Raw genomic sequence first — 25,756 nt, forward strand, 5'->3', positions numbered from 1 at the left:
GTAGTTATGTCAGCAAGTTATATTACATTTCCACAAATTGATCCGGTGATATTTTCTATCGGCCCGGTAAGCTTGCGCTGGTACGGCTTAATGTACCTTATTGCTTTTGCCATGGCCTGGTGGCTGGCCAACCGGGCAGCTAAAAAACCGGGCTCAGGCTGGACGGAGCAGCAAGTCAGCGACTTATTATTTATTGGCTTTTTAGGTGTGATCCTCGGCGGGCGTATTGGCTATGTGCTGTTTTATCAGTTCGAGCTGTTTATGCAGGAGCCATTGTATTTATTTAAAATATGGACCGGTGGTATGTCATTCCATGGAGGTTTGCTGGGGGTGCTGGTAGCAATGGCCTGGTTTGCCCGCAAGAATAACAAGCCTTATCTGCAGTTAGGCGATTTTGTTGCCCCGCTTATTCCACTTGGCCTGGCCGCTGGCCGCTTAGGTAATTTTATTAATGCCGAGTTATGGGGCAGGACAACTGATGTACCCTGGGGCGTATTGTTTCCCGGCGCCGGGCCTGCACCGCGTCACCCATCACAGTTATATGAGTTTGCGCTGGAAGGTGTAGTACTGTTTGTGGTGATTATGCTGTACCGGCGCTTTTCCCCGCCGGTAGGGGCACTGGGTGGTTTATTTCTGGCCGGTTATGGTAGCGCGCGGTTTTTTGTTGAGTTTTACCGTGAGCCGGATGCGCATCTTGGCGTTTTGTCGGCGGGCATGTCGATGGGGCAGTGGTTGTCTTTACCGATGATCATCTCCGGTGTAGGGCTGATTATTTTTGCCTATGTGCACAACAAAAAAGTGGCTAAACAGGTAGTAAAAGCATGAAACAGTACCTTGATTTAATGCGCCATGTACTCGAGCACGGCCATAAAAAAACTGACCGTACCGGTACTGGCACCATCAGTGTATTTGGTTATCAGATGCGGTTTGATTTGCAGCAGGGATTTCCGCTGATCACTACTAAAAAATGCCACTTGCGCTCTATTATTCATGAGTTGCTGTGGTTTTTAAAAGGTGAAACCAATATTGAATACCTTAAAGCCAATGGTGTGTCGATATGGGACGAATGGGCCACGGCAGAAGGCGAGCTGGGGCCGGTGTATGGTGCGCAGTGGCGTAGCTGGCAAGCCGCCGATGGCAGGGTGATTGATCAGATAAGCCAGCTTATTGCTGATATTAAACGCACGCCGGATTCGCGACGTTTGCTCGTCAGCGCCTGGAACCCGGCACTGCTGCCCGACACTTCAGTGTCGCCAAAAGAAAATGCCGCCATGGGCAAGCAGGCGTTACCGCCTTGCCATACGTTGTTTCAGTTTTACGTTAATGACGGTAAGTTGTCATGCCAGCTATATCAGCGCAGTGCTGATATCTTTCTGGGTGTGCCATTTAATATTGCCAGCTATGCCTTGTTAACACTAATGGTGGCGCAGGTATGTGGTTTACAGCCGGGAGACTTTGTCCATACCTTTGGCGATGCACATTTGTATTTAAACCACCTGCAACAGGTAGAAACTCAGCTGGCGCGCCAGCCTTATCCGTTACCACAAATGCAGCTTAACCCGGAAGTTAAAGATATTTTTGCTTTTACTATTACTGATTTTACGCTGCAAAATTATCAGGCGCATCCGCATATTAAGGCGCCCGTCGCTATCTGAGTGCCAAAAGCTTGTCATTTTTTATGGCGCGTATTTTGCTTAGCTTCTGCAGACATTATGCCGAGGTTGCGTATGAAAGCGATATTTTATCCTGTGCTGGCCTGCCTGTTGCTAAGTTGCAGCAGTGCAGAGCCGGTTGCTAAATCCAGAAATCAGCCAGCGCTAAGTGAATATCCGCTGCATTACTATACGAAACAGCTGGCCGACAACTTATTTGCTCAGTTGCCAAAACAGAATGGCATTTACCATGTGGCCCCGCAAATTGCCGTTGCCTCTTTTTTACCGGTTAATACGTTGTCGCTGTCTGATGCGGATGCTGGCGAAAAGCAGCTGGCCAATCAGCTTAGTGAAAGCATGCTGGCACATGCCCGGCAACACGGCCTTAAGGTGTACGACTACCATTTACGCGCGCAGTTATTGTTAGGCGGTGATCACGAGCAGGCATTGTCGCGCCAGCTAAGCGATATAGAAACTAACAGCGATGCCGATACCCTGCTGGTGGGCACTTACAGCGCAATGGAAGATGGTTATCTGGTTAATGCCCGGCTGATCAGTATTTTGGATAAACAAGTATTGGCTGCGGCCAGCGGTTATGTGCCACATAATGTATTGTGGAGCCAGCAACAGGTAGGCAAGCGCGGTGATAAACTCTACCGGCAGGACCGTACAGGAGAGCAAAAATGAAAGCCTTATTAATTATCGTTGGCCTGACGCTGGTGGTTGGCTGTGCCAGACAACCAGAGCAGCCAAGCAGTGTGGTTACCGCGTCTGAGCGCAGCTCACGGTTAAATACGGCGGCCGATTACCAGTTAGCGTCTGTTGTGACATCACCAGCAGAAAACCAGCCGATGCTGACGGCGAACGAATATTCCCGTGCACTGGTGCATGAGCTGATGTCCAGCCAGCGTCAGATGGAAGAGGGCGGCATGGTAGGTGTAACAGATTTTGCTTTTGTTGATACCGGCCTGGATCAGGGCAGTGTGCTGAGTAACCATATGAGCGAAGCCATGATTTATGATCTGCATAAGTTTGGTGTACCGGTGCTGGATTACAAAGCGACTGATTTTATCCGCGTAACACCCAGCGGCGATTTTGCCCTTAGCCGTGACTTTACTGAGTTAAGCGGTGAGCTGCCCATCCGTTATGTGGTAACCGGCACCATGACGGCTCATAAGCAAGGTGTGCTGGTTAATGCCAGGCTAATCCACATTGGCACTAAGCAGGTTATTTCTGCCGCCCGTACTTTTATGCCACAACCGGTAGTGCAGGCTATTATTAAACGCAGCGGTAACGACAAGCTGCAGTTAAAACAAGGCTAAGTTAGGATTAAAGAAAACCCTGTTAGCTGCCGATACCTGTTTAATCAACAGTTTATCAGGCCGGGGTTGTAATGAAATTATGGGTTGTATGCAGTGGCGTATTGCTGTTGTCGGGTTGTCAGTGGAACTCTGCTGACCCTAACAGCCAAACACCTCCCCCCACAGAGCCATTGCCAGAGCAGGTTATATTGCCTGGCAATAACGGCAATTATTTACCGGCTGTTGCCGCCAGAACAAATACCAAGCCGCTATCAGATTATGCCGCAGATCTGGCGTTACAGTTAATGATGTCCATGCACTACACGCCGCCACAACAGGCGGTGGCAATCAGCTCTCTGGTGTGGTTTGACCATCAGCTTGATAACAGTAATGCACTTGGAAACCACTTAGCTGAACATCTTTATGTGTATTTACAGCGTCTTGGCGTATCAGTAGCCGATATTAAAGTGGGCCGTCAAATTCGTGTCACCCCGCAGGGCGATTTTGCCTTAAGCCGTGGTCGCTACCTGGACTCATCACAGGATATAAGTTACGTACTGACAGGCACCTTGTTGCAAGATACCGGCGGTACCGTAGTGAATGTGCGTGTGGTGCATTTACAGCATAAAACGGTTATTGCCACTGGCCAGGTGCATATTCCTGATGCTGTGCTCAGTCAGGCTACTGCTGATGTGGCGTATATTGCCTCGCCATAGGTATTCATCCGTTGCTAAACTGGCGTTTTGCACCCTAATACGGGTATTATCAGCGCCGGATACGTAAGCAGCGGAGAACATGCATGGATACACTGAGCGCAGTAGCGCTGGTAAGAAGCCTGTCGGCGCAGCAGTGTCCTGTGACTTTACTCAGCACCCTGATCAACTGGCTGAGTTACAGTGAGTTTGGTACTGAGCCGGCACAACGGGCGGCGAAATTACGTGATGCATTACAAAATAACCCCCGTCACAGCGCAGAAATTGGCGAAGTACTATTTAACTGGCTGGGCGAGGTAAATATTTACCCGGCATTGGTTAATCTGGGCTTGTTTTCCCGCTCTGGTTTCTTGCGTGAAATGGGCTCGCGGCTATACGAGCGTTTTAATCCGGCACCGCGCGATCAAAATGATTTCGCTGATGTATTAGTACAAATGTGTGACGGTAAAAGTGACGCCCGTTGGCTGCATAAACTCAATAAAGACGACATGCTGGCCTGCTTCAGTATAGTGGCGCAGCATACCAGCAGCGCCGCACTGCAAAAAATGACCGCGCACTTTCGTGAAGAAAGCTTATACGCGCTGGAAATGCTGGCAATCTGGGTCGCTGCGGAAGAAATTGAACCTGATCTGATGCGGCTTGATCGGCGCCTGAGCAGTATCGATTCGCCATTTATTGCGCTAAGCCGCGAAATGAATCTGTTTGTTGAAAGTGGCCGCCGCCAGTTGATGGAGGCGGATGCTGCACTGCATGACACCGCGCATTTGCAGGTCATGATGCAGCAGTCCCGCGAGCAGGTAGAGCGCTTAAGGCGTCGGGGCGCCGGTGTGGGCAGCTCAGTGTCGGTTGCACATCTGCTGGAGCGGCTGGAGCAAACACTGGATCGTATCGACATGCTGCTGGAGGTATTAACCAGCGATGCCGACACTCAGCCGGTAAAAGTGCAGGTTATGCTAATGGTATTGGTTGAAGCCAGCGGCGAGCACAACAGTATTTCTGCATTGTGGCGCAGCAGCACCCAAATGCTGTCAAAAAGTATCACAATTAATAAAAGTGGCCATGGTGAGCACTATATTACCCGCACCCGGACTGAATTTTTTACGCTGATGCGCTCTGCCGCAGGCGCCGGCGTTATTATTGCGCTGATGGCACTGATCAAAATTTATCTCGAAGGCCAGGGCTTTAGCCCGTTGCAAAAATCGCTGCTGGTTAGCCTGAACTACGGCCTGGGTTTTGTGCTGGTGCACATGCTGCATTTTACCATCGCCACCAAACAGCCTGCGATGACAGCCGCCAGTTTTGCACAGGAAGTCGAGCGGGGCGAAAACGGCCGCGCAGTAAACCGCAAATTAGCCGGCTTGCTGATCGACGTAAACCGCTCGCAGTGGGCAGCAGTATGGGGCAATGTCAGCAGTGCCGTATTGCTGGCCAGTAGTATTGCTTTGCTTACACTATTGATAACCGGCACACCGCTACTTAATGCTGAAATGGTGCAGTACCAGCTTAAGTCGTTGTCACCGGTTAGCGGGTTGGCATTGCTTTATGCCGCTATTGCCGGTGTCTGGCTGTTTTGTGCCGGTATTATTGCCGGTTTTTTTGATAACCGGGCCAATTGCCTTGAACTGAGGTTACGGTTATACCATCACCCGCTATTAAAACGGCTGTTATCCGACAGTCGCCGGCAGCGTTTTGCCGATTATCTGCATGACAACTATGGCGCCCTGGCCGGTAACTTTTTCTTTGGTGTGTTACTGGGCATGACCGGCTATCTGGGGTATTTAACCGGTTTGCCGCTGGATATCCGCCATGTGGCGTTTTCCTCGGCTAATTTAGGTTACAGCGCGGTCAGTGGTGAAATAGGTATACTGAATTTTCTGCTGCATCTGGTGTTTGTATTGTTGATTGGCTTTGTTAATTTATGGGTTAGCTTTACGCTGGCGTTAACTATAGCACTGCGGGCACGTGGCACTAAAATAAGCCGGTTTCGTTTACTGCTTAAAAGCCTTTGGGAGCAAGCAAAACAGCAGCCTTTGCAGGTGTTTTTTCCGGTCGATATGATACGCCAAACGCTGGCCGAAGCTGATAAAACCGATAGCAAAGCAGCAAATAAACACTGAAACAAACCCTTAATTAAATACCCCGCCAGACGCTGTGTGTCTGGCGGTAATACCGGCTTAAACCAGATATTATTCCGGCAACGGGATAAACTCTTCTTCGTCACCCACTACTTTAGCAAAGCGGCCTGCTGCCCAATCTTGCCTTGCTTGCTCAATACGCTCTTTACGGCTGGAGATAAAGTTCCAGTTGATAAAACGCGGGCCGACATTTTCTCCGCCAATAATGGCAATTCTGCTGTCCTGATTAGCGGTAATAGTGACACCCTTAGCGGCAGAAAACACCACCATACTAAACTCAGGCACTTGCGTATCTTTCACCTGTAACTGGCCTTTGGCCACATATACCGCGCGCTCTTCGCAATCGGGCAATGTAAGCGACTGGCCGGGTTGCAGATGCGCTTCAATATACAGTGTATTGGCATAGGTTTTTACCGGCGATTTCACGCCATAGGCTTCGCCCATCAGCACCCGCAGCAATACACCATCAACGGTTTTCCGCGGAATATCGCGCTCAGGGTAGTGATAAAATGCTGGCGCAATTTCTTCATCTTCTACCGGCAGAGCCAACCAAAGCTGAAAACCGTGCAGGCGATGCTCGCTGCTGCGCACTTCTGGCCGCTCACGCTCTGAGTGCGTAATACCACGGCCTGCCACCATTAAATTAATATCACCCGGTGTAATAGTCTGGTAACTGCCCAGCGAGTCGCGGTGCAGTATTTCACCTTCAAGCAGGTAGGTAACGGTTGCCAGGTTAACATGCGGGTGCGGCCGCACATTAATACCGCTGCCGGGTGCAAAATCAGCCGGCCCTATGTGGTCGAAAAATATCCAGGGCCCCACCATTTTACGCTGTCGGGTAGGTAAAGTGCGCTTAACCTTAAACTCACCTAAATCGGTTTCACGCGGTTGTATGATCAGCTCAATAGCGTCACAACCCTGATTAATATCGCATTCAAGTTCAGTGTTTTCTGTTTCAATGCTCATCTGTAATGCCTTTTAGTTGGTGTCATATAAACTATCAAACGACAGAATTTCGACTGTAATATTATCTACCTGCCTGTAGATACCGTATCACATGAGTAGTGCCAAATGCCGGATTTGTTCCTGAACAGTATGTTATTGCAATTAAATAATAAATACAGTTATCAGGCTGATTCAAAAAGCCGTAAACAACATCCTGATTAATAACAAATACAACAAAAACGGTTAAAAAATAACTTGTCAAATTGTAATTATTTGTATATCTTGCAACCGTTCAGCTTGAGTTCACACTTAATATAAGTGTCTCTTCCCAGGCTAAGACAATTAAAAGGCAAACTGCACCGAAAGGGCAGGACGCAAAGCCGCTGGTCTAACAGTATTGTTAAATACTAATGATGGCAGAGGTTACATTAGCTTAGTCGCATCCCTCTGATGTACTGCAACGCTGCCCATGTGCAGCAGTACTCATTTGCGCTTCCTATGTAGTTTGTCTTTTATGCAACCGGAAATTTATTTTTCAGTATCTGTGCGCGTTTAACGCTCAGGCAGATTATTGCAGGGAAGACTTAACAGTGATGTTGCTCCGAAAAATACCATTAGGCGTATCTGAGATACTGCTGACGTCTTTGCTGGTTTTGTTGTGGTTTACTGCAAGTGCTTTGCATGCGCAGGAACAATCGCTATCTGATCACGAGAAGATGCTAAAGCAGGGGCTGGATCGTCTTGAGCATCAGATAGCGCCCTTGCGTGAGCGGCCTGACGTTCGCTTGCAGCAGCCTAAACAGGCCACAACAAACTTCTCTGATATTGAAACTGCCGGCAATTGCTTTGATATCTCTGCTATTCACCTGCAGGGCGCCCAGATTATTTCTGCGGCCTTAATCGAAAAAGCAACCTTACCTTATCTGAATCAATGCCTTGGGCTTGAGCATATTAATGCGCTGCTTGGCGTAATATCCAATTTGTATCTAGAGCAGGGCTATGTAACCAGCCGTGCCTATATTGTGCCACAGGATTTGTCTGACGGCAGTTTAGATATTGTTGTTATGGAAGGTGTGATTGAAGGCATTAGCTCTGCCGACGGTAGTATCAGTAATACCCAGCTGAAGTGGGCTTTCCCGGCATATGCTGAAACAGTGCTTAATATCCGTGACATTGAACAGGGCGTTGAGAATTTAAATGCACTGGGACAAAACAATGCCACAGTAGCACTTAACCCCGGTGCTGAACAAGGCGGAACCCAGGTTGTAATAAGTAACCAGCTATCCAGAGCCTGGCGTGGCTCGCTGGGCATTAATAATAGTGGCGTTGACAGCACTGGCGAGTACCAGCTGGATGGCAATCTGGTGTTTGATAACCTGCTGGGAGTAAATGACACGACCTTTTTCTCCGCATCAACCAATATTGGTAAACATGAGTTGCCTCATGCGTTATCCCGCAGCTATGCCATGTCCTGGTCAATGCCGCTGGCGTACTGGCAGTGGTCATTACAAAATAGTTTTTATGAGTATGAACAAACGGTTATTGGTAATGTTGTTAACTTTTCGATTCATGGCTCGTCACTGAACAGCAGTGTTCAGCTTAACCGCACGCTATATCGCGGCCAAACCGGCAAATTGGATCTCTCAGCCAGTTTTATCCGCAAAGACAGTAAAAATTATATTGAAGATGTGTTTTTAGAAACGTCGTCCCGCACGCTTTATATCTGGGATCTGGCTGGCAGTTACCGGCATTTTTTACCTCAGGGCACTTTCAGCGTTAATGCCCATATCCATAAAAGTGTGCCCTGGTTTGGTGCCAAACAACAGTTAGTTGCAGCTGAGGACGATTTTCAGTTTACCAAATATCAGCTGAACCTTGGTTATAACACCCAGTTTCATCTGGGCGCCATGCCGGTGCTCTATGCTGTGGCGGCTGATTTTCTTTATTCCCCTAAAGTGATCCTGGCATCTGAAGGCCTGACAGTAGGTGGCCGTTACTCGGTGCGGGGCTTATCTCAAAGTAGCTTGTTTGGTTACAAAGGCGGTTATATCCGCAACGACTTTAGCTTGCCCTCAGAAACCTCGTGGCCCTGGCTGGACCAGGTGCAGTATTACGCTGGTGTTGATGTTGGTTCCTCAAATTTACCAGAGTATCCAGACAGAGGTTCTGAGTGGGTAGCGGGTTCTGTCGTTGGCATTAAATTGTACGACCGTAATCTCAGCGTCAATATTTCTTATGCCAGAGCACTGCGGGTGCCTGATTTTTTGCAGCAAAAACAACAGGAAATTGATTTTTCTGTCCGGCTAAGTTTTTAAACAAGACGTTTTTAAATAAAAAGTTTTTAAGTAAGGAAGCGAGCATGTTAACCATGAAATGGCGTGTCATAGTTGCCAGAACCCTGATCCTGGTAATGGCGGGTAATCCGGTTATTTTTGCTGCGCATGGTATGGAGCGCACAGCTAACGAGCATCTTGTAAAGCAGGCTACAGAGCAGCGCGAGATGGTTCGTATGCGGCAACAACTGGCCGCTGCACAGGTGAGAACTGCACAAACCGCGGCGCAGGCAACCGCGCCGACAAGCACAGGTGTCAGCCTGGCAAATGGACAACAAGCCGGCATTAAAACATCGGCTAATGGGACAACAGTTGTTGATATTGCCGCCCCCAGCCAGCGCGGTGTGTCGCATAACCGGTTTAATCATTTTAATGTGCCGGCACAAGGCCTGATCCTTAATAACAGCAAAGATCCACTGATTTCTGTACTGGGCGGCTGGACTGACGGTAACCGTCGTCTTACCGGCGGTACCGCCGGCCTTATTCTGGCCGAAGTAACCGGCGGTAGCCGTTCCAGCTTACTGGGCTATACCGAGGTTTTGGGAGATGCGGCAGAGTTTGTGCTGGCAAATCCTAATGGCATTACCTGTAACGGCTGTGGTTTTATTAATACGCCACGTGTTGTGCTGGCTACCGGTATCCCTGATCTGTTAAACGGTGAACTGATCGGCATTAATATCTCCGGTGGTGATGTGCGTATCGACGGCGCAGGCCTTAATGCGTCGAATGTCAGCAAGTTTGACATCCTCACCCGTGCCATGCAGCTCAATGCTGCGCTGTATGCCGATGAGCTGAATATTCGTACCGGTAGCAATTACTACGATTTTCGCACCGGTCAGGTGCAGGCAAATGCAGAGCAGGCCGCTGGTCATTCTGCTTATCAGTTTGCGTTAGATGCTTCAGCGCTGGGCGCCATGTATGCCAACAGTATTAGCCTGATTGGTACCGAAAAAGGTTTGGGGGTACGAAGTGACGGGCTGATTAACAGCGTTGATAGTTTACAACTTAGCGCTGATGGCCAATTGCAGCTAAAAGATACGGTTGCCGGTGGTAACCTGGCACTACACTCACAGCAGGCCGATATTGTTACCAGCGGCACGACCTATGGCCAGAATGTAAATATTGAACTGGCAGGTACACTGCATAACAGCGGTGTCATTGCTGCTGCAGACGCTATGCAAGTGGTCGCTTCCGGCATGCAACAAAGTGGCGATCTGATTGCCGGTGTTAATTTGCAGGGCGAGTGGCAGCAAAGTGCCACGCAGCAAGTTACTATTAGCGGTGAGCTGGTTAACCAGGGCCGCATTATCAGCCAGGGCCAGCAAACGCTGGCAGCTACCCAGCTACAGAACAGGGCCGGTGCGCTGTTACAGGGTGGTGTCGCAAATATCTCTGCACAATCGCTTAATAACCAGGGCGTTATAAATAGCACCAGTCTGGCATTAGATGCCAACACGGCACAGAGTGCCGGTCATATTCAGGCGCAGCAACTTAATATCAATGCACAACAGTTTAACTTGCTTGATGGCATGGTATATCAGTCCGGTACAGACGGTAGCTTTAACTTCAGCGGTGAAAACCTGCTGTTAGGCGGTGGCTTACTGGCTGCGGACGGTGCCACCAACGTTATTGCCTCAGGTGAAATACGCAATAATACCGACTGGTTAAGTACCGGTAATGCCGACATTAGCGCAACAAATATTATCAACAGCGGGACTTTACAACTGTTGGCCGGCTCTGATGTAACTGCAGATACATTAAATAACACCGGCAATATGTTGTTTGCCGGTGAACAGGCCGCTGCACTTAATATTAATAAGGCGCTGGATAATCAGGGCGGTCTGTTGCAATTTAGCGGCGATGCCGCATTGTCTGCAACAAACATTAATAACGATGCAGGGCAAATTTATCATCTGGGGCAGGGCAATATTTCACTGCAGGCGGCCGGGCAGTTAACCAACCGTGGTGGCCAGATACTGAGTAACGGCAATATGGCGCTGGCAGCCCCGCAGATAGAGAACCAGCAAGGTACCCTTAGCGCAGAGCAGCTTCAGCTTAGCGCGACCAGTATTAATAGCCAGGCCGGCAATATACAGGCTACTTCGCTGGACGTAATGGCACAGCAGCTGAATAACCAGCAGGGCAGTATTGCTGCACTGGGCGAGTCTGGCCAGAGTTTGCAGTTAAAGATTACCGATACACTGGATAACAGCCAGGGCTTTATATTGGCTAAAGGCCAACAGCTAAGCCTTAGTACTCAACAGCTTATTAATGATCAGGGCTCATTGCTGTTGTCCGGCGCTGATGGTTTAACCATCACTGCCAGCGGGCAGTTGCGTAATCAACAAGGCTTGATCCATAGCGGTGGCAGCCTGCGGGTAAATACTCCCTTGCTTAATAATGAGCAGGGCGAAATCAGCGCCACAGATATCAACGCGGCTGCTGCAAGGCTGAATAATCAGCAGGGTGTGATTGGCGCACAACAGGTAACATTACATGGCGCTTACCTGAACAACCGGGCCGGTAACATTGGCGCGTTCTCAGCAGCCGGTAACAACCTGACATTAAACTTTAGCCAGGCTATTGATAACAGTGCGCAGGGCATTATTCAAAGTGCTGCTGACGTTGCGGTAATAACCAGCCAGCAACTGGACAATACCGCGGGCAATATTGTACTGGCAGGCAACAATGGCAGCCTGCAGTTAAGTGCCGCGGCACTGCAAAACCAGCAGGGGCAAATTCAAACTAACGGCCAGTTGCTGTTAACTGCAGACAATGTGAATAACCAGGCGGGTTATATCGCAGCAGTGAGCGATGTCAGTATTACCGCAGCAGGGGTAAACAACAGTGCCGGCCAGATTCTGGCAGATAAGCTGCTACTAAGCACAGAGCAGCTAACGAATACCGACGGCATGATTCTGGTGCAGAATGAGCTGAATTTACACAGCCCTTTGCTGGCTAACCTACGCGGCGTTATCTCAGCACAGACACTTAATATAACCGGCAATACGCTGGACAACACCGGCGGGCAACTGCTGGCAGCCACAGAGCTGAATATCAACACCGGGCAGTTAACCAACCTTGATGGTGTTATCAACAGCCAGCAGACGCTGCAGCTAAGAGCGACAGAGCTAAATAACCGCTCTGGTGTAATACAAGGCGTTAATTCGTTTAGTGCTCAGGTGCAGGGCAGTACCGATAACCACAGCGGCCAGTTACTGGCCGGTGATAACCTGCAATTACACACCGGGCTGCTTAATAACGCCGAGGGCACAGTAGCTGCTGGCGGGCAGCTGAATATACACACCACAGAGTTGCAAAATACCGCGGCGGGCGTAATCAGTGCCAGAGCGTTAAATATTACTGCGACGACGTTGCGCAATGATGCCCAGGCCAGAATAGAAGGGCAGCAACTTCAGTTAACAACCCAATCACTGAACAACGCCGGCACCTTACTGGCTGCCGGCCAGCAAGGCGACTCTCTGGTTCTGAATACTGACGTGCTGAACAATCAGGGCCGCATCGAAAGCCATGGTGAAAACCTTAGCCTGACTAATGTGCAGCTTAATAACCAGCAAGGGCAAATTTACCATCTGGGTACTGGCGTGCTGCAACTGGAGTTTCTGGCTGAGCTGAATAATAGCAGTGGCGAAATATATTCTGCGGGCCGGCTGAATATTCACGGCGGTAATATTAATAACAGCAGCGGTTCGTTGATAGCGCAGCAGGCTTTACTGCTTAACGCAGCACAACTGGATAACAGTGATGGTGCGATACAGACCTCGGATAGTTTGAATTTGCAGGCTGCAGCGTTAAATAACCACCACGGGTTGTTAATGGCTGCAGCAGACATGCACCTGACTGTGCAGCAGTTGGATAACACTGACGGGCAATTACTGAACTTAGGTTCCGGATTGTTGAATATCGACAGCCAGCAGGTATTAACGAATGAGCACGGCACGATATACAGCGCAGGTAATCTGGCGATACAAACTGAAACCATGGCTAACCGTAGTGGTGAGTTACAGGCACAGGCTATTAGTTTAAGCAGTAACCAGTTGGATAACCGTGGCGGCCAGGTACTGTCTTTAGCTCAGCAAGGCAGCAGCCTGAGTGTTGCTGTAACCGAGCAGCTAGATAACCGCGGGGGGGTACTGTACAGCGCAGGTGGTGAAGCCGTAATAGTCGCAGATAGTTTACTCAATACCGCCGGTAATGTGGTTCATGCCGGTAGTGGCCGTTTGCTGATGACAGCGCAAAGCATAGCTAATGGTGCAGACGGCGTTATCGCCAGTAACGATGCATTATGGCTTGAAACGCAGCAGCTTGAGTCAGCAGGCCAGCTAAGTGCGCAAGAATTACATATTCAGGCTGATACGCTGGCCAATAGTGGTGCTATTGAGGCGGCTAATCTGCAACTGGGGGCAACCAATACAAATAACAGCGGGCTGATTGCGGCACAGCAACAGCTGGTGCTGAACAGCACTCTGTTGAACAACAGTGGTACCATTTTTAGTGAGGGCAACTTAACCCTTACCGGCACCGGGGTAACCAATTCTGGCACGATAGCGCAGTCGGGCGTTGGTGTACTGCACCTTGACGTACTGGATAGCCTGAATAACCAGGCGGGCCAAATTATATCTGAAGGTGCATTATTATTGACTGCCGACACTGTCAATAATAATCAGGGGCTTATTCAGGCTGAGCAGGCAGACATCTTTGTTACAGCATTGAACAATAATAATGGCCGTTTGTTCAGTGACCAACTGCAAATCCAGGCGGCTAATCTGAGCAATAACGCCGGCCTGATAGTGGCCAACGACAGCCTGTTACTGCAGGTAGAGCAGGCACTGGATAACAGCCAGGGCGAGCTTATCATCACTGACGGCAATGCCAGTATCACTGCAGGCACCCTCAATAACGATAACGGTATTATCAGCCAGTTAGCCGGGCAGAGCCTGCAGCTTACCAGCGGTGTTATAACAAATAACGGTGGCACACTGCATAGTGCACAGCAGTTAAACATCAATGCGGCACAGCTTGACAACAGTGGCCTGGTGGATGCCGCTACGCTGATTGTTGTAACCGACAGCCTGACTAACAGTGGCACTATTCAAGCGGTCAATGCCCGGCTTAGCAGCACGCAACTGGTCAATGAGGGCCTGTTGCTGGCCACCGGTACTGTGGGTGAATCTCTGCAACTTGACGTCGCTAATGGCATTGTCAACCGTGGCCATATTCAAAGCCATGGCCAAAACCTGATACTGCGCGATGCACTGGATAATGATACCGGCACGCTGGTCCATGCCGGTAGCGGCGAATTGCAGCTGACACAGTTATCCAATCAGCAGGGTACGGTGTATGCAGGCAATGCACTAACCATCGCCGGTAAGGTGCTAAACCGCGAAGGGGTATTGCAGGCGCAGGGTGCGGTAAATATCAGCGGCGCTGAGCTGGACAATAACGGTGGCGTTATCCGTAACGGCGGTAATCTGCTGCTGGATATTACAGCACTGGATAACCGTAACGGTGAGCTAAGCAACCAGGGCGCTACCGCTGAACTGAAAGTGGCCGGCCGCCTGCTTAATGCAGGAGGCATTATTGTCAGTACCGGGCAGCAACTGGACGTGCAGGCAGCAGAATTACTGCAGGGCGATGGGGTTATCGCCGGTCACGGTCTGGTCAGTATCGCTGCCGGGCAGCTTAGCCTGAATGAAGGCGGGCAAATCAGTGCCGGGCAAACACTGCAGCTAAGTGCAGATGCACTGAGCAATCAGGGCCTGTTAAGTGGCCAGAATGTGCTGGTGCAGACCGCAATGCTGGACAACCAAAGCGGGGTAATAGAAGCAGCCGACAGCCTGCAACTCAATGCGGGTTATGTGAATAATGCTGACGGTGTGCTGGTAAGCCAGGGTGAACTCAGCCTGGATTTACAAGGCCAGCAAGATGGTATTGCCCTGAATAATAATGACGGTCAGATTATAGCAACTGGTGCTTTAACACTGGTAACGCCTTACGTGGTAAATAACACTGCGGGGCAGTTGTTAAGCGAGCAACAACTGCAGGTACAGGCCGGCGCGCTGAACAACAGTAGTGGTGAGATACTGGCAGGCAGCGGCTTAACGGTTAATCTGGATACGGTGTTAGATAACAGTGGTGGTGTGCTGTATACCCGCCAGGGCGATATGACACTGACAGCCCAGAGCCTGCTCAATGATGCCGATGGCTTAATACTGCAGCACGGCACCGGCCAGATGCAACTGACGCTGAATGCGCTTAACAATAGTGGTGAAATAGGTGCCGGCACAGTATTAGCTGTGACGGCACAGCAGTTAACCAACAGCGGTTTAATACAGGCCTCAACCGTTGAGTTGGCGGCAGAGCAACTGCGCAACAGCGGAAATTTGCTGGGTGATAACCTGTTTATCAGTGCTAACCAGCTTAATAATACCGATGGCACTATAGCGGCACTGGCCACCGACAGCGCGCTGCAAATCAACGCTGCTGAACTGAACAACCAGCGCGGCCTGATCCAAAGCCGTGGCAATACTTTGCAACTGAATACTGTGCTGAACAATCAGCAAGGCGATGTGGTGTTGCTGGGTAATGGCACACTAAATATCAGTGCACTGGCGAATAACCAGCAGGGGCGCATTCTCAGTGAGGGCGCGGTAGCATTAGCCGGTGTGGTGAATAACAACCAGGGCGTCGTGCAGGCGACGACAGATCTGCAGCTTGCGGGTACTGACATCAGCAATATTGCCGGTGTGATGCATGCCGGTGGCGAGCTGAATATCAGTGGTAACAGCCTGATTAACCAGGGCGGTAAAATTTCTGCTGCCGGGCAACACTATCAGCTGGCTATCAGCGGTGCGATAGATAACAGCCTTGACGGCATACTGACCACCGCCGGTAATATGCAGATAACGGCAGGCAGCGTAAATAACACGTCCGGCCTGATTTACCAGCAGGGCGATGGCAGTTTACTGCTGCGGGTAGATAGCACGCTTAATAATAACGACGGCACTGTTGCTGCCGCTGACCTGACAATAACAGCAGCCCAGCTGAGCAACAATGCCGGCCTGCTGCAGGGCGGGGCTGTGGACATCAGCACGGCGCTACTAAACAATAATGCCGGCACGATTTACCAGCAAGGCAGTGCCGGTCAGCTGAGTATTAGCAGCGACGGTTTAACTAACGATGCCGGCCAAATCTCAGCGCTGGCTGATGCCAGCATCAGTGCCGGCCAACTTAGCAATAATGCCGGCCGGATAGAAAGCGGCAGCACACTACACCTTCGCGGTGGTGCCCTGAATAACGATAATGGCAACCTGGTTGCCAATAATATCGATATGCAACTGACCGGCGCACTGAGCAATAATCAGGGTACCTTGTTTGCTGCAGATACGCTGAATATTGCCGCAGACAGTATTGATAATACCCAGGGCACCTTAGCCGCTAATGCTGATCTACAGCTGACAGTAGCTACCGGGCTTACCAATAACCAGGGCTTATTGCAAGCCGCAGGCAACCTTGTCGCCAGCGCACAGCAAATTGACAACAGCGCCGGAACCATACAGGCCACAGCGGCGCAGCTAAATGCCCGGCAGAGTATTAATAACACAGCAGGGGTGATTAACGCCCAGACACTGGCATTAAGTGCTGCCGCGCTGGACAACAGTTACGGTGTTATTCTTGCCACCGACACCAACGACAACTCGTTGCAGCTAACTAACGTTGCGCAGTTAAACAACAGCAACGGTACCCTTGCCAGCCATAGCCGCAACTGGGATTTTACTCTCGAGGGCCTGAATAACAACAACGGCAAACTGTTACATCTGGGCTCAGGTACTTTTACCTTGTCTCAGGCGGGTAATTTAGCCAATACCGGCACCATAGCGTCAAATGCCAATCTGGTGATAAACGCCGGTAATGTTAGCAACAGCGGTACTTTGCAGGCACAGCAACAGCTGCAGCTTAATTCTGCTCTGGCTAACCAGGCCGGTGCCGTGCTGGTAGCCAACAATATTACGCTTAATGCTGCCGGCAATACTATTACCAACGCGGGTAGCATTTCTGCTGCGAACAACCTGCAGCTGGACGCTGCCAGTGTAAATAACAGCCATTTACTGTATGCCGGCAATAATGCGCTGGTAAAGGCTGCCAACGTTAGCAACAGCGGTACCTGGTCGGCCAATAACCTGAATGTATCCGGCTTTAACCTGTTGCAAAATAGCGGCCGCATTGAAAGCAATACCGCAAGTTATACCGGTAATACGCTGCAAAACCAGGGTAGCGGTGTGCTGATTAACGCTGCCACTGCGGCCAACAGCTTGCAGCTTAATGTGGCACAGCTAACCAACAGCGGCACCCTGTATAACAATGCCAGTGATATGAGCTTTGGCGGCAACCTGAGCAACAGTGGCAGCATTATTCATGCCGGCACGGGCAACTTACTGCTTGGCAATAACGGCAGCATCAACAATACCGGTGGCAGTATTGCCAGCGCAGGTTTGGCTACCATTCAAAACAGTATTATCGGTGCCGGCACCGTTTATGCTGAACAGGGTATGCTGATCAACGGCAGTGGTACCTTTACCAACAACAGCCAGCTGTATACCAAAGGCAATATGCAGGTAAACAGTGCGCTGCATAACCAGGGCGGCAGCCTGCTAAGTGATGGCAATCTGACCATTAATACCGCAGGTAGCGTGACTAACAGCGGCAGTTTGCAAGGGCAAAACCTTAGCCTGACTTCGGCTGCGCTAAACAATAACGGCGGTGTTATTACCTCAACGGGCACTAATAATGCGCAAATCAGTGCGGCCAGCCTGAGCAATAACAACGGTGTTATTCAGGCAACCAATAATAACTTCAGCCTTATTACCCGCAGTGGCGAGCTGAATAACAGCAATGGTCAAATCAAGCACGGTGGTAATGGTGTTCTGACACTGCAAAGCGCCAGCCATTTAAACCAGCAATCAGGCCTGGTGCAAAGCGCTGGCCAGTTAGTGGCTACGGCACAGGGCAACCTGGATAACAGCTATGGCGTGTTATCTGCCAGCCAATATCAGCTTACCAGCAGTGGCACCCTTACCAATAGCAACGGACAGGTTATCGGTACGGGTAGCGGTTCAAGCAGTATTCAAAGCGGTGCTTTACATAACCGCAACGGGCACATTGCTGCCAATGGCACTAACCTGACACTCAATACCGCTGCGCTGGACAATAACAATGGCAGTATCCTGCTGGCCGGCAGCGGTAATCTGGCCATTACTGCCAGCTCGGTAGCCAATGATGCGATAAATTCACGGATTATCAGTAATGGTGGTATCAGCCTCAATAGCGGCAGCGCGCTTAATAATGCCGGGGTTATTTCTGCTGCCAACCTGTTTACCCTAACGGGTACTAACCTTACCAATAGCGGCACGCTGGCCAGCCGTGGCGGTAAAGTGGATATCGACAGCATCGGTACTTTGACCAACAGCGGTACTATAAGCGGTGCTACAGCAGTAGATCTGGACGTGCGCACACTGAATAACACCAGCGGCACAGTGCAATCTGACGGCACTGTTGCTATTGCAGTAAACAGCCTGTCTGCCGGCCAGATTTATGGCCGCGATCTGCTGCTTAACAGCGATAACAGTATAGTATTGCAAAATGGTGAGCTGCTAAGTGCCAGCCGTAACCTGCAGTTAAACAGCAATGGCAATATCACAAATAGCGGCAATATTGTTGCCAGCGGTACATTAAATGTAGATGCTGCAGAGCTAACTAATAATGCCACTGGCGTGATCCGCTCTGGTGGTAATGCTGTGCTCGACCTTAACCGGTTAACCAATAATGGTATTGTCAGCAGCGATGCGGTATTAACGCTAAATGCCGCGAATACTACCAACACTGGCACCATAGCTGCGGGTAGCCATTTAGATATTAATGGCAATATCGACAACCGCAACCTGCTGTTTGCCAGTAATTTGCTAACCATCGACGGTAATGTCAGCAATACCGCCAATATTTACTCCAATCAGGACGCTATTATTTCAGGCGCCACGGTAACCAATACCGGCGGTACTATAGCTGCGGCGAGAGACTTAAGCATTAGCGGCACTATTTTGAATGATCATACCGGCACCGTTGAGTTTGTTGATGGAGCTGTAACGACCAGACATACCTATGTCGATGGGGACCCTTCCAGCTACAACCAGTATGGGCCAAAGCAAATAATTACATCAACCACAGAAAAACGCACTACAACAACCTATAGTGCACAACTATCTGGTACTGCCGGTATTATCGCATCAGGCAGAGATATGTATCTTGATGGCCATATTACCAATAACTACAGCACGATTTCTGCCGGTAATAACCTGGTGGTTAGTGGTATCAATTTTATTGGCAACTCAGCGTCTAACCAGCAAGTGCATCAGGTAGAAGTGTATGAGGAAACCATGACAGTTGGTTGCCTGGTGGGTATTACTGACAGAGGATGTATGGAGCCTGGGCCGGGCTATGGCTCTGGTGCCCCTGTAAAAGTAGATGAATACAACGAAACAACCTATACAGGCGGCAGTGTCGGCACTGTTTATGCTGGTAATGGTATTTCTGGTTCATTAAAAAACAAGGTAGAGTTAAACAATGCCAGCCCGCTAAACGGCAATCTGGTATCGGGCGTGTCTACTGCAGCCAATGGCAGCAGTGGTAGTGCTTCACGTGGTAGTAACGCCGGTGCCAGCAATAGCAGTACCGTTGCCGTTAACCGCAATAATGGTACTAGCCAGAATACCAGCGGTGCCAACCGCTCTGCCAATGGTGTCACTGCCGGTAATAGCGGTACTGTTGATGCCGAATGGCGTGACAGCAATGTTAACCATACCGGCGTGCAACCGGGCAGCCAGCTGGATAATGTAGGCATTGATCAGGTAGTTGGCACTACCGCACGGCAGATTAATACGCTGGATGCTGCAGGGCAGACAGTAGCCAATAACACCGCACTGCAAAGCCAGCAACAGCAGGTAGGGCAAGTTGGTAGTGCAACGCTGCAATCTAAGCAACAGGCCGGGTTGAATACAGATGTCAGCGGCGTTGACGCTGTGCAACTGGCGGTTAATCCTGATGCCGGTACGGCAGCTAATATCGCTGTAAATAACCCCACCCAGCAAATAACGGCTGTTAGCAGCGACAATCGCCAGCTTAATGCCGGTGATCTGTTGCATGGCAATGATCTAAACGTGGGTTCGGCGCAGTTAGTGGCCACTCAGGGCGACGTGCGCAATGTGCAGGTAACTGATCCTGCACGCCAGCAGGCTGATGCTATGCAATCGGGTATCGCCGCGCAGGGTATTGGTTTTATGTCACCGGATATGGCAGCCAGCTTGCGGGTGTCGCAAGGCACTGCACCACAGGGCCCCGGCCAGCAACAAGGTGGCGGCCTGGTCGGCAACGGTAATATCGCCGGCAATGGCGACTATAACCCCGATCTCATTATCAAAGGCCTGGTAGATAACCAGCAGGGCACGCTCGCGCAGCAGAAAAATAGTGCGCAGCAACAAAGCGCTACACAAACTGCCACACAAGGTAATAGCGCTACCGGGCAGCAGGCAGGCCAGAATGTGTTTATTACCGACGAGCAAATGCGCGTACTTACTGAAGATTTAGGCTTCGACGCTAACGCCATTAATAAAGGCCAGCAAGCCCTGTACGCCGCTATCAGCCAGAACGATTTACTGGCCGACGGCGTAACCTTAAGTGCAGGCGGTACTATCGATATTACTGCTGATGCCGGTTTTAACATCGACAGCGGCATCGCTGCCGGTGAAGGGTTAATTCTGCGCAGTGAAGGCGGCCTTAATATGGGCAACTTTGGCTTTCTCGACAGTGAAAACCTGCTGGGCCTGCAACTGGGTGGCGATTTTACCAACAATATGAACCTGCAAAGCGACACGCTATGGCTGGATATTGGCGGTGACTTTACTAACCTTGGCAGCTTAACCGGCAATGATGTATTAAGCATTAGCGCCGGTAATAATCTTATTAACCAAAACCTGCTAAGCGGCGGCCATGTGCTGTTAGATGCCGGTGGCGATATTATTAACCGCACCGAGTTTAGCCAGCACACGGTTAACTTTGACAACGGCAACAGCACTACCTACACCTCGGTAGGTAAAGCACCGCAAATTATTTCTAACGACAGCCTGAGCATGACAGCAGGTAATAATATTGACCTGCAAGGCAGCAAATTCAGCGCCGCAGGCGATATCAGCCTGAATGCCGGTAACGACGTACTGCTGGGCGCAGTAGAAAAGCTCAGCGGCCACGAGAAGTACTTTAAAGGCGGCCACGATATAGAACTGCACCGCACTTATGATGTCGTCAGTTTTGACGCTGGTGGTAATTTAAGCGTGGTGGCGGGGAATAATTTGCAGTCTGAGGGGGCGGTGTTTGCCGCTGCTGGCGATGTTGAGCTGGCAGCGGGTAATGAGATGAACTTGCTGGGTGTAGTGGAATATCACGAAGATCTTGATAAACGCACTAAGAAAAGCACCTTTAAGAAAACCGTTTATATCGATGAAACCTACAGTGCCGAGCATCAGGGCTCGGTAATTGTTGCCGGTGGCAATGTCAGCCTGAATGCGCAGCAAAGCGATGATGGCCTGCAACTGCTTAATTCCGGCAATGTGTTGCTCGAAGGCACTTACGTTCAGGCTGGCGGCAATATGGTGGCCTACAGCGGCGGCGAGTTAAATATTGTCTCCGGTGAAGAATGGCAGGCTGAAAACCATGTGAAGAAAAAAAGCATGTTTGGTGGTTTGTTCGGCTCTACCAAAATCAGCGAAACCGATGTGCAGTACCTGGGCCATGCCGAATTAAATGCCGGTGGCGATATGGTGTTGTTAGCCCAGAACGATATTAACGTGCTGGCTGGGCGTATTAACGCCGACAATATCGTGGCACAAGCCGGTTTTGGTAATGAAGGTGCCAAAGCGGCAGATATTAATATTCTGGGCGATACCGAAACAACCTCGCTGTATCAGGAAACCCGCCGTAACGGCCTGGCGCTTGGCTTTAGCGATAACTTTTTATCGGTCGCCAAAGAAACCGCGAATGAAAACCGCACTATTCAAACCGACTATGTTGGCAGCGTCTTTACCGCGAAAGACAATATGGCACTGAGTGCCAGCCGCGATGTCAATATAGTAGGCTCTGAGCTGCATGCCGGGGGTAATTTGTTGCTGGATGCCGGGCGGGATATTAATGTGTTAACCGGCCAGGGCAGTAACAGCAGCTACAGCCGCCAAACTGAAACCAAAACCGGTATTGCCATCAGCGCAGACAGCAATACCTTAAGCGTATTTGCCGGTGACGACACACAAAAAGATGCCTTAACCAGTAACAGCACTACCCAAACGGGCAGTGTATTAACGGCAAATAATGTGCAGCTAAATGCCGGTAATGACCTGCTGATATCGGGCAGCGATATTGCTGCGGTAAATGATATCCGCCTCAGTGCAGTAAAAGATATCAGCATTGTTACTGCGCAAGAGCTGTTTAACCAGCAAACCGAGCATAGCAGTATCCGCGACGGCTTAACGGTAAGCGCTAATTACAATATTGGTAATACCGTCGATGCCATCAGTAATTTAGGCCAGGGTGGTGATGCGGTCAGTGTTGCCAGTTCGGTAATGCAGGCGGCCGACACCCTGAATAACGCTGGCCCAAGTGCCGGTGCGCATTTAGGCCAAACCACGACAACCACTACCAACACCGTGCAACAAGGTATCGCCAAAGGCAGCAGCTTAACGGCCGGTGGCAATGTTACGGTTAACGCCGGTGGCGATGCCTTGTTTGAAGGGGCCCAGGTTAATGCGATAGGCAACATTAACGTTGATGCCGAAAATATCAGTGTTCTCGCCGCGCAAAACAGCAGTGGCAGCCAGCATAATACCGAATATCTGCAGGTAGGCTTAAACCTGAATGCCAGTACCAGTAATGTCAGTTTAACGGCCGGGTTCAGCCAGTCAGACAGCGAGCTGGACACGCAGAACACAGATGCAATGGGCAGTGGCCTGAATGCCGGTGGTAACGTTAACGTAAATGCCCGCAACGATTTAGCCATTATAGGCAGTGACATTAACGGCGATGACAGCGTAGCGCTGACAGCCGGTAACGACATTATTATCAAAGCGGCCGAAAACCAGTTTAGCAGCAACAGCGAAGACAGCCATTTAAGCGCAGGGGCGGGAGCGAACTTTGGCTCTAACGGCGTTGGCTTTACTGCCAATATGGCCATGGGCGAAGGCGAGCTAGACCGCGAAGGCACGAACCACAGCAACAGCCATATTACGGCAGGCAATAACCTGACGGTAAAAAGTGGCAACGACACCACTATAGCCGGTGGCAACCTGGCAGCAACCGATGTGGATATGGATATCGGCGGTAATTTAACCGTGGCGTCTGTGCAAAACACCAGCCAGGTAGAAGGTGACCGTTGGGATGTCAGCGCCAATATCACGGTAGGTGCTGGTGCCAGCGGTGGTGCCAGTGTTGGCTATGGCGAAACCGAAGGCAGCAGTGCCTGGGTTAATGAGCAAAGCAGCATTATTGGCAGCGGCTCAGTCAATATCCGCACCGAAGGCCATACCCAGATAGACGGTGCCGTGATTGCCAATATCGATGAAAACGGTAATGACCAGGGTAACTTAACCCTGGATACCGGCAGCCTGGCGTATACCGACATAGCCGACCATGACAAAGAGAAAAGCTACTACCTGAATGTAGGTTTTACCATAGGTGATGACACCAGCACTAACCAGAAAGAGAGCAACACCAACTACAACGCCAGTGGTAATTACAGTAACCACGACAAAGAGCAAATTAACCGCGCCACGGTGGGCGAAGGCAACATTATTGTGCGGGATAACCCACAACAAGACCTGAGCGACTTAAACCGCGATACCAGTATTGCGCAGGAAATCACCAAAGACGACAGCAAGGATGTGAACCTGTACGCCAGCACCACAGCGCTGGATAGTTTGGGTAATCTGGTAGAGAACCCAGAGCAGCAACTGAATAAGTGGCGGAATAATGTTGCCAGCATAGGCAGCCCGGAAGCTTACATGGGGTTACTGAATGCCAGCCTGGACGCCCTGGAGCAAACGCCGGGTGCCATCAATGATGCGATAGCGGCAGTGAGCTACTTTATTGAAAACCTCGGGGGGTTATCGCCGAAAGAGCTGATTGCGTTTGACGAAGCAGTGAAAAACAATCCCGAACTGCTTCAGCGGCTGCAAAACAGCGACAGTGCTGCAGAGCGGGAACTTGCGGAAAAAATGCTGGCGGGAATAGCCCAGATAAAAGACGGAGCACTGGCAAACCAAGGGCAGTTACCGGAAGACAATCACCAGATAGCTGATGCGCCACCGATGCCGGAGAAGAGTTTTGCCGAGCAGCAAAATGAGTTTAATTCCTTGGGTGGTTTACTGAATGACTACTACGATGAAGGGCAGAAATACGCCGACCAGAGCCTGGAAACGGGCATTAACAGAGGCCAGTACGCGGCTTCGCAAAATGAAACTATACCGGCTTTTGGTAGTGAGATAGACTTTAATGGTGCGATAGGTTTTTACCAAAATCAAAATACACAGTTACGTCAGAGTTTAGGTTTATCGCCAGATGCTCCCGTTGGAGATGGCCTCGATGCAATGTTATGGGGTGGTGCAAGCTTACTGGATGCTACATACCAGACATTACAGTTTGGCATGAACATATACAATTACCCAGCAAGTGGCGTTAATCCATTTACAGCAAAATATGACTCATTAATTGGTTATGGCACACCATTTGGTAACCCTGATTCAGTTGCCGGGGCGGCTGGCCGCAATGTAGGAGAAATAGGCAGTTATATATGGGAACCCGCTGCCTTGTTAGGGGGAGTGGCAAAATTAAGTGGTATAAATAAATTCAGCGGAGCTGGTGATATCCCGCATGGAGCAGAAATTTGGCCTCCAAACAGAGGATTTGATGGATACTCGGCCCCAGCAACATTAATTCCTGGAGTGAAAGTTGATAGGTATGGAGGTCCACAAGGAACATTTGTTGCTCCAGATGGGACACCATTCCCTTTAAGAGCTCTGCCGAATTCATCGGAAACTAAACCTTTGAATATTTATGAGGTTGTTCTTCCTATTCAAGTTGATGCTGGAAATGCAGCTCCATGGTTTAATCGACCTGGTGGTGGTGTACAATTCGAATTACCTAAAACAGTACAAGAATTAATTGATTCAGGACATTTAAAAAAGGCTGACGGAGATTGATATGGAAGAGCGGAGATATCTGAATTTCAATTTAGATCATGGGTATCCTGTAGGAAAAGGGATCTACTATGAATGCATTATATGCGGGGATGTTATCCCTAGCCATCCAGAGGAGGGTATGGGTTGCTCTTGTCGTAATATATTTATTGATGTTGATGCTGGTCGGGTATCTATCAAAAATGAAAGTCAATTTAAAGCTTTCGAGAAAAGAGAACAAAAGGGGGGGTAGCTAGAGAGGAAAAAGGGGTCGGAGCTGAGGAAAAAGGGGTCGGAGCCTGAGGGATCCCCACGAATTCAGCTCCAACACAATCCATACTCTGCCGTTTTTTGTCTGAAGTGTCCCGTTCATACCGTTCGCACACCG

General features: G+C 50.0%; 9 protein-coding genes and 1 riboswitch. Of the genes, 8 read left to right on the forward strand and 1 reads right to left on the reverse strand.

Annotated elements, in window-relative coordinates; genetic code table 11:
* Positions 1-6 precede the first annotated feature (6 nt).
* The 6 genes from lgt to AR688_RS12830 all read left to right on the forward strand — a co-directional run bounded on the left by lgt (position 7) and on the right by AR688_RS12830 (position 5,783).
* Positions 7-825, forward strand: a complete 819-nt coding sequence (gene lgt, locus AR688_RS12805; RefSeq protein ID WP_068234375.1) for a prolipoprotein diacylglyceryl transferase — start codon at positions 7-9, stop codon at positions 823-825.
* Entirely contained in the window at positions 822-1,655 is an 834-nt protein-coding gene (locus AR688_RS12810; RefSeq protein WP_068234378.1) for a thymidylate synthase, read from the forward strand. Before lgt ends, AR688_RS12810 begins: the two co-directional genes overlap by 4 nt.
* A 72-nt stretch (positions 1,656-1,727) precedes the next feature.
* Entirely contained in the window at positions 1,728-2,339 is a 612-nt protein-coding gene (locus AR688_RS12815; RefSeq protein ID WP_068234385.1) for a FlgO family outer membrane protein, read from the forward strand.
* Complete coding sequence (locus tag AR688_RS12820) at positions 2,336-2,974, forward strand: FlgO family outer membrane protein (RefSeq protein ID WP_068234388.1); 639 nt, start codon at positions 2,336-2,338, stop codon at positions 2,972-2,974. Before AR688_RS12815 ends, AR688_RS12820 begins: the two co-directional genes overlap by 4 nt.
* A 71-nt stretch (positions 2,975-3,045) precedes the next feature.
* Positions 3,046-3,669 (forward strand): FlgO family outer membrane protein, encoded by a 624-nt coding sequence (locus AR688_RS12825; RefSeq protein ID WP_068234393.1) that lies wholly within the window; start codon positions 3,046-3,048, stop codon positions 3,667-3,669.
* 83 nt (positions 3,670-3,752) lie between these two features.
* The gene (locus AR688_RS12830; protein ID WP_068234396.1) at positions 3,753-5,783 is read left to right on the forward strand and encodes a site-specific recombinase; all 2,031 of its coding nucleotides are present in this window, start codon (positions 3,753-3,755) and stop codon (positions 5,781-5,783) included.
* Between the two features lie 69 nt (positions 5,784-5,852).
* Here AR688_RS12830 and AR688_RS12835 read toward each other — a convergent pair whose 3' ends face one another.
* Positions 5,853-6,767, reverse strand: a complete 915-nt coding sequence (locus AR688_RS12835) for a pirin family protein (protein WP_068234397.1) — start codon at positions 6,765-6,767, stop codon at positions 5,853-5,855.
* Positions 6,768-7,084: 317 nt separating this feature from the next.
* A riboswitch (cyclic di-GMP riboswitch) is annotated at positions 7,085-7,177 on the forward strand.
* A gap of 162 nt (positions 7,178-7,339) precedes the next feature.
* On the opposite strand from AR688_RS12835, the gene AR688_RS12840 reads away from it, so the two are divergent.
* Together AR688_RS12840 and AR688_RS20210 are read left to right on the forward strand one after the other, a co-directional pair.
* Positions 7,340-9,061, forward strand: a complete 1,722-nt coding sequence (locus AR688_RS12840) for a ShlB/FhaC/HecB family hemolysin secretion/activation protein (protein ID WP_068234398.1) — start codon at positions 7,340-7,342, stop codon at positions 9,059-9,061.
* A 44-nt stretch (positions 9,062-9,105) separates the two neighbouring features.
* Positions 9,106-25,392: a hemagglutinin repeat-containing protein gene (locus AR688_RS20210; RefSeq protein WP_068234403.1), complete on the forward strand. Its 16,287-nt coding sequence runs from the start codon at positions 9,106-9,108 to the stop codon at positions 25,390-25,392.
* The last annotated feature ends 364 nt before the right edge of the window (positions 25,393-25,756 follow it).

It is taken from the genome of Rheinheimera sp. EpRS3 (assembly GCF_001513785.1).
In the GTDB taxonomy this organism is placed as follows: Bacteria; Pseudomonadota; Gammaproteobacteria; order Enterobacterales; family Alteromonadaceae; genus Alishewanella.